At 53.2% G+C, this 12,173-nt stretch carries 9 protein-coding genes; 1 reads left to right on the plus strand and 8 read right to left on the minus strand.

Features of this window, described 5'->3' with window-relative positions:
• Positions 1–3: 3 nt before the first annotated feature.
• The 3 genes from RAM15_RS08025 to RAM15_RS08035 form a co-directional block, all read right to left on the minus strand.
• Positions 4–828 carry a carbohydrate ABC transporter permease gene (locus RAM15_RS08025; RefSeq protein WP_029678292.1) on the minus strand — a complete coding sequence of 275 codons (825 nt, stop codon included), beginning with the start codon at positions 826–828 and terminating at the stop codon, positions 4–6.
• Positions 825–1,685: a carbohydrate ABC transporter permease gene (locus RAM15_RS08030; RefSeq protein WP_029678293.1), complete on the minus strand. Its 861-nt coding sequence runs from the start codon at positions 1,683–1,685 to the stop codon at positions 825–827. Before RAM15_RS08030 ends, RAM15_RS08025 begins: the two co-directional genes overlap by 4 nt.
• Positions 1,686–1,789: 104 nt before the next feature.
• Positions 1,790–3,127, minus strand: coding sequence for an ABC transporter substrate-binding protein (locus tag RAM15_RS08035; protein WP_101433003.1), 1,338 nt, complete (start codon positions 3,125–3,127; stop codon positions 1,790–1,792).
• A 292-nt stretch (positions 3,128–3,419) separates the two neighbouring features.
• On the opposite strand from RAM15_RS08035, the gene RAM15_RS08040 reads away from it, so the two are divergent.
• On the plus strand, positions 3,420–4,451 hold the full coding sequence (locus tag RAM15_RS08040; RefSeq protein WP_029678295.1) for a LacI family DNA-binding transcriptional regulator: 1,032 nt from the start codon (positions 3,420–3,422) through the stop codon (positions 4,449–4,451).
• 19 nt (positions 4,452–4,470) lie between these two features.
• Here the strand turns inward: RAM15_RS08040 and gtfA are convergent, their stop codons facing one another.
• From gtfA to RAM15_RS08065, 5 genes are all read right to left on the minus strand, one after another.
• Positions 4,471–5,985: a sucrose phosphorylase gene (gene gtfA / locus RAM15_RS08045; protein WP_306221473.1), complete on the minus strand. Its 1,515-nt coding sequence runs from the start codon at positions 5,983–5,985 to the stop codon at positions 4,471–4,473.
• 1,207 nt (positions 5,986–7,192) lie between these two features.
• On the minus strand, positions 7,193–8,776 hold the full coding sequence (locus tag RAM15_RS08050) for an ATP-binding protein (RefSeq protein WP_306221474.1): 1,584 nt from the start codon (positions 8,774–8,776) through the stop codon (positions 7,193–7,195).
• 213 nt (positions 8,777–8,989) lie between these two features.
• On the minus strand, positions 8,990–10,498 hold the full coding sequence (locus RAM15_RS08055) for a sensor histidine kinase (protein ID WP_306221475.1): 1,509 nt from the start codon (positions 10,496–10,498) through the stop codon (positions 8,990–8,992).
• Positions 10,486–11,217: a response regulator transcription factor gene (locus RAM15_RS08060; RefSeq protein ID WP_306221476.1), complete on the minus strand. Its 732-nt coding sequence runs from the start codon at positions 11,215–11,217 to the stop codon at positions 10,486–10,488. The genes RAM15_RS08055 and RAM15_RS08060 overlap by 13 nt, the downstream gene beginning before the upstream one ends.
• A 131-nt stretch (positions 11,218–11,348) precedes the next feature.
• On the minus strand, positions 11,349–12,173 hold the full coding sequence (locus RAM15_RS08065; RefSeq protein WP_306221477.1) for an ABC transporter permease: 825 nt from the start codon (positions 12,171–12,173) through the stop codon (positions 11,349–11,351).

Raw genomic sequence — 12,173 nt, forward strand, 5'->3', positions numbered from 1 at the left:
CCATCACTCCTTTACTGAGCCTTCGAGCATCGCCCGTATAAAATATTTTTGTAGAAATATAAAGAGAATCATGGTTGGCGCCATGATGAGCAGAGAGCCTGCGTTGAGCAGAACGACATCTGTCGAATACTGTCCAACGAAACTTTGCAGAGCCCCAGCCATTGTCCGCTTGGTCGGATCATCGATAAGTACTACAGCCAGCAGGAACTGATTCCATGTTGACAGAAAAGTTAGTATTCCCAGCGAAGATATGGCAGGAATCACCAGCGGCAGTTGGATGCTACGGAATATACGTAACTGTCCGGCCCCGTCTAGGCTGGCAGCTTCGATTAGATCACGGGGCATCTGGGCGAAGTAGGTTCGCATCCAGATGACTCCAAACGGCATATTCAATCCGATCATCGGCAGGATCATAGCCAGCCGCGTATTGAGCAATCCCATTGATTGGATTTCATAATACAGAGGAGTTACCAGCACCTCGAACGGCAGCGTCAGCCCTACAAAGAGAAGGGCATATGCAATCCAACCACCTGCAACATGCAAAGAACCTAGTGCATACCCGCCCATAGCACTGCAGATGAGAGTTACCGGAACCACAGCCACGACCAGGATCACACTGGAAATCAGCAGAGGAGTGATGTTGGCTACTTTCCAAGCAGCAGCAAAATTCTCCCAATGCGGATGGGCGGTGAATTGAATCCCATATGGCATGGAACCTTGAGGCTGTAGTGCAGCTGAAAGCATGCTGATAAAAGGCAAGACACAAAAAATAACAGTGAGCGCCAGCGTCAGATTTCCTAGAACACGGACAGATAAGGACTGCTTCATGCTGCCTCCTCCGACTTGCCCTGAACCAGCCGCTGCAAGGGTCCAACTACAAGCAGGACCAAAATCATGAGCACCACAGCCAGAGCGGAAGCCAAACCGACTTTGTTCTGTGTAAAGGCCAGTCGGTAGACCATAACGCCGGGAACCATCGTCGAATAGCCCGGACCGCCTTGAGTAGCCATAAAGACGACATCGAAACTTGCCAGCGCCGCGACCATGGTCATGGTCAAGCAGACAGCTATCTGACCACGCAGGCCAGGCAGGGTAATATGCCATAACTGACTCCACCAGCCGGCACCGTCAATGCTTGCTGCCTCATAAAGAGATTTGCTGATGCTGCCGATACCCGCTGAGAGCAGAACGATACAGAATCCCAGCTGCAACCAAAACCCAATAACTCCTACGGCGTTCAGTGCTGTACGCTGATTTCCTAGCCATGCCGTGGCATGAGAGCCAAGACCCATCGCTTTAAGCATCTGATTAACGATGCCATCCTGAGCCAGCATCCAAGTCCAAGCCACACCTGCCGCGGCTCCAGGTATTACCCTGGGAAGGAACATGCAGACCTGTGCCACAGAGCTGAAGGTTTTGCTGCGAACATCTCGAATGAGCGATGCCAAAATGATACCTAGGGCAACCGGAATCAGCGCAAAGGGAATGATCAAGTAAAACGAATGAGCAATACTGCCTCTCAGGACCGGATCGGTAAAAACACGGATGAAATTATCGAATCCAACCCATGTGCTGGCATCAACCCCATTCCAACTGTAAAAGGAGTACCAAGCAGTCTGAATGATGGGCCAAAAGACGAAAACTATATAGAAAGCGAGCCCAGGCAACAGGAAAAGCCAGCCGATGAGTGTAAGACCAGCTTTATGGCGCCTATGCCCATCTCGCTTGGCGGTGCGAACGGCATTCGAGCAATGTCGCTCCGCACCCGCCTCAGCTTTGAAAGAGGTACTCACTGCATGACCTCTTGCTTATACTCATTTTGAACGTTTTGCGTAAACTGGCTGGGTGAAATACTGCCGTCCACCAGAAGCTGGAAATTAGGCACCAGAGCACTGGCCTGAAGACCGGCAGTGGCATTATTAATGAAATCAGTAGAGTTCCCAGATTCAAACACATTCAAGTAAGAATCGAACATGCTCTTCTGCAGATCATTTTTGGCCTTGGGCACGGTCTGTCCCTTGACCGTCTTGGGGAAGTAACCGCTGACATCAGCAATTATCTGACGGGCCTCATCGCTCTGTGTGTAATTAAGGAAGCAAGCCGCTGCATCTTTCTGGGCCGAGTTTGTCGGGATACCAAAGAAACTTCCTCCATTGGCTGCAATATTAGGCTTTTGATCCGCCGAATTGGAAGGGAATGGAACGAATTGGACATCAGCTCCCAAGGAGTCGTTCATCTGATCCAGGTTCCAATTCCCGCTGGGGAAGAACACACCCTGGCCATTGGCAAATCTATTCAGCGCTGAAGAACCGTCAACGGCATTGACATCAGAAGGCAGATACCCGTTCTTGCTCCAGCTCTGAATCCGCTCGGCAGCCTTTTTTGCTCCCTTGGTATCGAAAGTGGATCCGTCCCGCTGCAAAATCCAGTCGGTTACTGTTTTCAAAGAGTCATTGTTGACCATCATAGCCTGGAAGATGAAAGAAAGACCCCCATCTTTTCCATTAATCATCACGGGAATCTCACCGGCATCTTTAACTTTGGCCATGTCTGATTCCAAATCATCCATAGTCGTTGGCACCTTCTCGATACCAGCTTTTTTCAACAACTTGGTATTTACATACATGCCAGCGACCGAATAGGAGTTGGGAAGCGCATAGAGATTGCCCTTACCTACCTTGCCTGCTCCGTCAGCGCGGTACAGCTGGGTCTGCGACTGCGGAACCTTCCAGCCGTATGCCTGAACGTAAGGTTCAAGAGAGATGACGTGCTTTCCCTTGACAGCAGAGTTAACATCAGTGACACGAGCAATATCTGGAGCATCCTTAGACGCAATAAGACGAGGACCGTTTTGGGATGTTACATTGTCCGGATCGTAATGCGCTTTAATTTTGATCTTCGGATATTTCTTTGTAAACCCTTTAATCAGCGCATCGTCTACAGTCTTTAGACCTGCACCATCCCAGAGTGTCAGACTGTAGCTCTTATCACCCAGATCGGTGCTGACAGAATCCGGTTCGTTGCTTCCCGCCTGCTTGTCCGAACCCCCAGGCCCACAGGCTACGAGCGAAACCGCTAATCCGACGGACAGCAGCATCGCTGCCCCATGTTTAAAGAACGACTGCATCTTTCCTCCTGCCGTACAGATGTTCACTTCGTCGATGAACTTGCACAACCGATATTATATTTGATATTGCTATATTTATGACATCATTTTTTCTAATTTACTCTCCATTTGTAATATCGGTTGCACACAGTATATAAACGTAATCCAGCTCCTGTCAAATTGTTCCCACCTTTTCCTATGCCGAACAAGCCTCTTCACCTTCTTCGCCGAATCAAAGTTCAGCAATGACAACGCCTTAATTCATGCTGTAAAATCGGTTGTGTTCTAAAGTAACCACAACAGAGGCATATGCATGCGAGAACCGACCATTTACGACGTCGCAAAAAAAGCGGGCGTCTCCCCGTCAACAGTCTCTCGCGCACTACACGGTAAAGATAGAGTTTCAGCCGACACAAGGAGTAAGGTTTTCCAAGCCAGTGAGCAGCTTGGCTTCACGGCATCCAAGGAAGCCTCGAGACTGAGAAGCGGGAAAACCGGGCGAATTGCCCTGATTGTCGGCAACCGAATGTCAGGATGGTACAGCTCAGAATTAGCTGAAGGGGTTTATTCAGCCCTGAGCAACGAAGGCTATGATTTGCTCTTCTATCGAGTTGCGGACCGAAAGCAACGCGCTGATTTCTTCTCTTCGATGCCGATCAAACGCAATACGGATGCTGTCATCATTTCTTCCTTCGCTCTAACTGAGAATGAAGGACAATCTCTACGTGATGTGGGAGTACCCATAGTAGGCGTCAACACTATGCACCTCAACGACCGTTATAGCATGGCATCCATAGGCGTAGATGAAATCTCCGCATTGAAGAACCTGATTCATCGCCTCTGCGTCATGGGGCACACGCGTATCGCTTTTATCCAGACGACTCCGATAAACAAGGATTTCGTTTGGGATGCCGACCAGCGGATTGAAGGATACCGTCAGGGAATACGAGCTGCTGGCATTACCCATCGAAAAGATTACGAGATTCCCGTTCCCCATAGTTCTGAAGCAGGCAGCATTGCAGTCAGCGCCATACTTGCCTTAGATCCTCAGCCAACAGCCATATGCTGCATCAGCGACGAAGTGGCAATTAGCCTGGTACATGAATTACGGCGTTACGGAGTACGTGTTCCGGATGATATTTCTGTCGTAGGCTTTGACGACCGTGAGATGGCGGCTCCGCTCGGCATTTCGACGATCAGGCACCGTCCCGACGAATATGGCAAAACGGCTGGACTGATGGCAGTACGACTGGCCCGTGGGGAGACATTAGACCAGTCAAGAATAGTCGCGCCTGCTTCTCTCATTCTACGAGACACCATCGGCCCAGCACGTCACATTAATTAACAGATAGACCCCAGACTCGTCATATGATCGTAGGAGGATTCTCTAGGAGGTCAGAGCTGTGATGATGCCCTGTTCCGCTCTCCCAATCCAGCTCGGCGACACCACTGGCATCTTCGGGTATGGCTGCTTTCATAGGATTAAAAGTGAGTTGAATCCTGCTCGTTTCACCTTTCCACCTCAGAAAAAGAGGGCCTTTATCAATCAATTCGTAGGAAAATTCTCCATCAAAGGCATCTAATCGATTGCGCAACTTACACAGGGCATTGAGAGCCCTGACCACGGGGCGCCGAAGAGCCTGGTCGATTTCCACTACTGAATATGCATGCCGATTAATATCTCTCCCATTGCCAGTCCGCTTGAGAAGCTCCATATCATTCTCCCCTGCCAGAGCACCGACGTAGTAAACCTGAGGAACCCCTGGCAGGAAGAATTGGACAGCCCGAGCCGCTAGATAAAGATGATCATCACAACCTAAAGCTGAGTAGTAAGTTGAATTGATCTGATAAAGATCCAGATTACTGGCAGCCGCGCCAGTAGCCGCCTGAGACTGACCCGCAGTTTTCTGATGAATAGTGCGCACTAAGGCATCCACTGCCGCATCGTTAACTAGACCCTTTAAACTTCTGTCCGTCTGATCGGAACCGATATCTATAACCCCAATGCCGTCGTGCGTATCCAGAACATTGATGGAGTTGCTGGGCCGCACACTTATCCAATGCGCCAGTGCCTGCAAATCTCCGCTATAGAGCGAATGGAGAAGAAGGGCAGGCAATGCAAAATCATAGACTCGGTCGACTTTGGAAGCTATCTCTATCTGTTTTTTATAATAGGAATGGACCTCTATCAGGGTTTCAAGACCGCGCTTTTCCGCCTCTTGCTTGATAGATTCAATCAGACGGAATGTTTTGGGGATCATGAAACAGCTAGTTCCGGCTTGTTTGGTGCCATAACCAACAGCATCCAGTCGGATATATCGCACTCGACTTTCTGCAAGTCTGTCAAGAATCGACAGGATATAGCTCCATCCCTGCTTGCTGTCAGTGTCAATGTCTACCTGCTGAGGTGTAAAGGTCGTCCAAACCAGTCTCGTCTTCTCTGCCCAAGAGTATTGGGAAAAGGGCAGACCAGGACGAGGACGATATATCCCTGATAGATCTTCTTCAGATGCACCATCAGGGAAGACTGATGACATAGTCAGGAACATATCATGGAAAGGGCTGTCTTCACCGCGGCGCATAACATCCTGGAATTGCTCTGATTTCCAAGACATGTGGTTGACAATGGTATCCACCATGATTCCATGAGTACGGCTAAGCTCCCTAACATCATCCCAAGAACCAAGACGTGGGTCTACCTTTGTATGGTCAATCGGATCAAAGCCAGCATCTGCCCCATCATAAGGAGTAAAAAATGGCAGAATATGAACGCCACAATAAACTCCAGCAAACCTGGTCCGCAACATTTCGGTCAGTGATGCCAAAGTGCCGTCGCCAAAGCGATCCACATAAGCAATAAGTTGAACCGTGTTTTCCATTATTCCTCCGAGTACAGTCAGCAACCACGCTTGATCATCATTGTAAAATCGATTCTACAAGTATCTAATAAGGCGACGACAGAGCATCGAGCTAACGACTATGGATAGACAGACAGGAAGTAGGATTAATTGATCTGGTTCTAACGAGAACCTGAAGTCGTCAATCGAGTTCGAACAGCCGAAAGGTCCAGCAGATCATTAAGACAGTTTTAGAATCATGAATATATTGAAATTGGAAAGATCTAATATATGATCCTTTCAAGCTTGGCCATCGTCTGCCACAAACCGATTCCGCTAGCCTGCGCAGAATCATGCGGGACACCTCCAGCCGCACTTCTTCTGTCCATCTTCTCCCCAGAACCCAGGATTCATCCCGAATATGCCGATCCTTGCCCAGCGAATCGATCCACAACTCTTACCAAACAATCAGCCATCCCCATCATCATGACCAATATTGAGCATTCCTTGTGCACATCCGTATTCGAGGGGGCTCAGGAAATCCACAAAAGATATCCAGCTGATCGGCACCAATGCCTATTCTGATTCAGAGCGACAGACCAGTCTGCTCAAGTTCCTTCGCTCTCTTGGTGTCTATATCGTAATAGACTGCTCCTCCGACCTGGAGTGTGCGGCCTCGGTCAAGTTACCCATAGTGCTGGTGGATCATGTCGAGCTCTGCAGCATAACCGAAACTGCCGCGTCCTGGAGGACACCTCGTTGTAGGGCAAATGTCGACCAGATATTTACGGGGAGCCGGCTGCCAACACACTGCCTTCGCTTCTCTCCCACTCCTTCGGAAACCAGTCCATATGTGACCGCTGCATAGTATTCTGCAGACAGCGTGAGATCAGCCAACTTCCACCAGCAACGACGCTCTCCGTGCGGGAATTGTCAATCCCATTCAGGAGTCGCGTACCCGACGACATCAAAGCCGACAGCACCGAAGACGCACGCGCGGACGGCTATCCCCAGATCCCCTTATCAGTCATCACTGCGCCCGATGTCGATATGGAGCGCGATGCTGCCACTCTTTTGATGGGCGAGTTCAGCAACTCACAGCATGTGCACGGCTCCGTGTTGATTGAGCTGACCCTGGTAGAGCGGGATTCAAGCAGGTCAGCGTACTCGCACTGAGAAAACAATCAGCATGCTATAACCATGCTTCATCATGACCAACCGGCAATACCTGCTCTTACGGTAATGCCATTCACGGCTTCTTTCCCGAAGACACTTCAGCCAAGGAATCACTGGCCACATATCGTTGGTACTTGCTCCGGGGCTTATCGGGAAGCGTCATGGAGAGCGCGTTTTCTTCGAGCAGTGGCTCGATATACCGCCTGCGAACATAGTACTTGCCCAGCCCAAGCGCATGCGCGATATCCTCGAGCGAACGGGGTTCCTTACAAAAGCCGAGAATCCTGTCGCGTATTCCCTTGCCCGTCTTTGCTGCTCCCGAGGCATCGGAACCACCAAGTGCATGGACCTGGACGCGTTTCGCCGAATCAGATACTGCGGCCCCAGTCCAATGAACGGTTGCTTCCGCCGCAACAGCACGTTCCGGCACAGAGTAGAAGCGCACAGTGAAGGAAGCCTGCCGATCCTGAAACTCTACAGGCTTATATCCACACTGTTTGGCCTCCTCGCGGATAGCCGGAATCCCTGAGTGCCGATTCTCCGCAATCCCCTCAATCTCCAGCAGACTGACCAGGGTAGGGTTCCTGGTCTGACTGTTGGCAAAGCCCAAGTCGTTGATGCTCTGACCGCCATATACACCACCAGGATTCCAGCATTCAAGACGATCGGCAAAGAGCGTCAATCTGACCGGCGTTCCGTTGCAGTATGGGCCATAGTCACGATGCATCAGTGCGTTGGTCAGGATTTCCCTGACTGCGGTTTCGGGATACTCAGGAATATCAGTGCGCACCCCATCCCTGATCACCGTCCTGGTTCTGCTGTTACGCCGCACAAAGGCCATGGCATCCTCAAGCATGCGGTCAATGGTCCCTTCAAAGCGCTGATTGTCAAGGAACCGCTCTCCCCCAAGACCAGTTCCGGCCTTGGTTCCCGGCACAACCACGGCGGTAATGCAGAGGTTCGGATACACCTGCTGCGGGTATTCGCCAAGGGTCATCAAACCTGCAAGAGTAGGAGATCCACGACGGCAGACACCCGATAGCTCCAGGATCTCGTCCTCGTTCCTTCTGGCTAGGAGCGGGCGTTCCCGCTGTGCTCGACTAATGAAATCATAACGTTTTTCTGGGTTCAACATATCGGAATCGGCCTGAGGGTCTACCGATACATCGTCGCGTCGACCGTCCTTGAAAGTCTCAATCTCATACAGCTGCGTAGGCGTCATGCGGGCATCGGCATCCCCGATCCGGGTGTAGCTGCCTGCGCTGATGCCTGCTGTCTTGCGGTAGACAGGCCTCTCGCCCATAGGTTTGCCATTGATGTAAGCTGAAACCACTGTCTTGCCGTCAATCAGGCTTTCGCTATAGACTGGTCTGACCTCGGGATACATCTCTTTGCCCTGTGCTGTTACCGCCTTTTCCAGCTCCTGCGCGTCGTGGACGCCAACAACCTCGAATCCAAGGCTTTCATCCAGCCCGAATACGATGATGCCGCCCTCGTTTTGGTTGGAAAACGACGACAGCGAGTCATACACCTTCGGAGTCCCCTGGCTGGCGGCTTTGACTTCTATCGATTGGCCTTCGCAACCCTTGCGCTGAATCGAACGCACAACCTCCTCCAGAGACAGATCGCCCTGTTCAGCGTCATCTGATTTTTGCATGTAGGCCCCTATAAATTGATAATCTTTGTTATCTTTATCATACAGATTTACTAAAGAATGGCAAACTTTAGTAATTGATTACTAAGATAATCGCTAAAAATTGATGTTTTTATAATTATCAATCCATGATTAACACTATTTCCAGATCTTTATCACTGTGCAATTTTTAGTCGGACACCGAGTTGGCCGTGGCCGATATTCACCCCGCCTCATTCACTGCACCGGCAAAGATACCGTGACTACTGCGCCATTGCCATCGGTTGCATTCCCCAGGGTCAGGCGGCCTCCTGCACTCTCGACAGTTGACCGGGCGGCAGCCAGGCCGATGCCATGGTGGCCGCCGGAGCCGTGCCGACTGCTATCGGCCTGATAGAGCCATTCCGTGGCGTGGGCCAGAGCCCGGCTGCTGAATCCTGTACCCTGGTCACGCACGGTCACCACCAAGGCTCGCCCGCCCTCCTGGCCATACTCCAGCTTCCATGTCAGCGTCACCAGACCATGGTCCGGAGAATAGTCAGCTGCGTTGGCAACGATGTTCATAATCGCCCTGGCAAGGTCAGCGGAATTACCGGAAATCTGACCAGTGTCGGAACCCAGGCGGTCTTCGCTCTCAAGCCGCAGACCCCTAGCGCTTAGATAACCCTTGGCTTGGTTGTCGACCATATTTCTCAAGGCAACCGTTGTGACCTCGGATCGTCCAGAAGCGGTGCCCACAGTACCTTGGCTGATTGCCTGGGCGTAGTCGGCCATTTCAGCGATGGCATCCTCGATGGAGTCCAGGTAGGACTGCTGCTCCTGGCTGAGACCGGTCTCCCCCAGCAGGTCTGCGTTGCCTCGCATGATGGTCAGCGGCGTCTTCAGGTCGTGAGCCAGAGCCGCCACCTGTCGACGCTGGGACTCCTGGGCCGTCCAGGTCTTCTCAAGGGATTCCTTCAGCGTGGCGCGCATCCTGTCGAAGGACTCCAGCACCCGGTTGATTTCCAGCACGTTGCTGCGGGGCAGGGAGGCATCCAGATCCTGCCGCCCTATATCGTCAGCCACCTGGTTGAAGACCTTGAGCTTGGACGATATGACATGGGCCGCCCGCAACCCGACCAACAAGAGGGTGAGCAGCAAGGAGATCCCGTAAGACGCGAGCAGCAGGTTCTGGGGATTGGGATAGCGGTCCCGGGCCTGCCTCGATGCCCACTGCGGCTGAACCCGATAGGCCAGGACACATGGCCGCCCATCAGCTGTGACATAGACGGCGTAGGTCGCATCCGGCTTCGCGCGAGTGGCCAGGGGCCGCCCCGTCTTCTTCCCTCGCTCTTCCAATGGCTTAGCTGCCCTATGTTCCCAGTGGTCGGCAGCCAGCTGGTCGGCCTCGCCAGCCATGCCGCCTTTCATATCTCCCCCCGTAGGATGCCCCTGGTGGTCATAGGTTCGATACCAGTAGGCTGCGGGAATCAAGGATTCGTCAATAGCGGCCGAACGGCCGATGGATTGCCCCACCTTCTCCAGATGCTGCTCGCCATAGTTGGCCCAGAAGAAGTCACCCTTGGCCCCCAGGTTTATCCAGACCATATATATGCCGGCGAACAGCACAGACAGAATCAGCAGCACGTAGAGAAAGTACCTGATGATCAGCAGAACGATGGGCATTCCCTTGCGGCTTGGCCGGCCCTTGCCCTTGACGCTCTGCTCCTTGGGCGACTCTGGCACACCGTCGATCAAGCCACCCATTGGTACCCCACCGACCAGATGGTCCTGATGGGGTCCACCCCCAGGGCTTTGAGCTTGCGCCGGGCATTGCTCAGATGCACCCTGACCGCAGCCGTGGCATCGCTGTCCGCATCATCGGCGGCCGGATCATCCTCTGCTGCCAGGCAGGCCTCCCATATCTGCATGGGCGCGTAGGCCCGACCGGGATGTTCTGCCAGCAGGGCGCATATGCGGTATTCCGCATCCGTCAGATTGGCGTTGTGCCCGTCCACCCTGATCTGCCGCGCCTGAAGGTCCATGTCCAAGGGGCCGAAATGCAGAAGGGGACGCCCGCGACGACTGCCCTGAGACAGCCGCGCTCTGACCTTGGCTCGAAGTTCGGCAATGCCGAAAGGCTTGCGTATATAGTCGTCGGCACCCAGGCCATAGGCCAGGACCGCGCTGTCTTCATCAGTCTTGGCTGTTAGGAAGATGATCGGGCAGGACACCCGTTCCCTGATGGAAGTCAAAAGGGCAAAGCCGTCCAAGTGTGGCATCATGACATCGCAAAGGATCAGATCGACCGAGGACAGGTCCATGCTTACGACCTTCCGCGACTCGTTGACCACAGTCACGGCATAGCCGTCCTTGGACAGGGCCGCCATCAGCAGGGTCGTGATCCTTGGATCGTCGTCCACCACCAGGATGGATGCCCGATGCCGATTGCTCCCGGGGGAACCTTCGGCGTGCACGTCAGCCACGATTGGCTCCTTTTCTGCGCTTGCAGACTCAGCCCACCCGCTTTCGAGAATAAACGCCTTGTGGACCAGGTGTCTTGCAAGCCTGATTCCTAGAACAGATTTCTCACGGACCGGATGCCCTGCAATCCAGTCTAATCGCTGACCTTGCGCCGATCCTCGAACCTGCCGATCCAAAGCAGGAGGGCCAGGCCCAAGGTCAGGGTGAGGACCAGGCAGGGGACCAGATTGTCCACAGCCGTCACGCCAATTGAAGCACGCAGACCCTCCCCTCCCGGCATGGTCAAGGCCAGGGCCTGCTCGATTCCCAGGGAGCCGAACCTAGTAGGCCAGGTGAAGGGTATCCACTGGCTGATCCCGGGCGTGCTCTCGATACCGGATAAAGTACGGCCGTATAGGCCATTGAAGAGGCCGCCAAGGGAACTGATGGATATCCCCGTGCCGAGGACACCGATGGCGATGGTCGCATTCCGGCCGAAGCGTAGGGCAAGGGCGATAAAGAAAAGGTAGAGGCAGAGGGAACCACCGGCCATCCCTAAGGTGGCGAGCGCAACGGCCGAGATTGGTGCCCCCGATCCGCCAGCCAGAACCATGGGCAGGCAGAAGGCCAGAGCCGCCAGGGCCAGTGCCAGCAGACCCAGAAGCCAGAGCACCAGGACCTTGGCCGCCAGACCCAGACGGCGGCTGGGAATCCCCAGAAGGTTGGCCATGTCGCCGGCCTCACGCTCGGTCTCGATGTTTATGGCAACGACAATGGCGGCCATCAGAGGCATGAAGGCGCCCAGAACCTGGAAGAAGGCATCGGTCTCCAGACCAGGATCATAGGGAGCTGCAGCGAAGTAGGCGCCGCAGACGAGGCCGGCCGCCAGTCCGCAGACGACATGGATGGCGATAAGCACAGATCCATGCAATCGCACGATTTCAGAGGCCACGACCCGGCCGGCTGTCATCCCTGTCAT

Origin of the sequence: Bifidobacterium asteroides (genome assembly GCF_030758775.1) — a bacterium.
Classification (GTDB): Bacteria; Actinomycetota; Actinomycetes; order Actinomycetales; family Bifidobacteriaceae; genus Bombiscardovia; species Bombiscardovia kimbladii.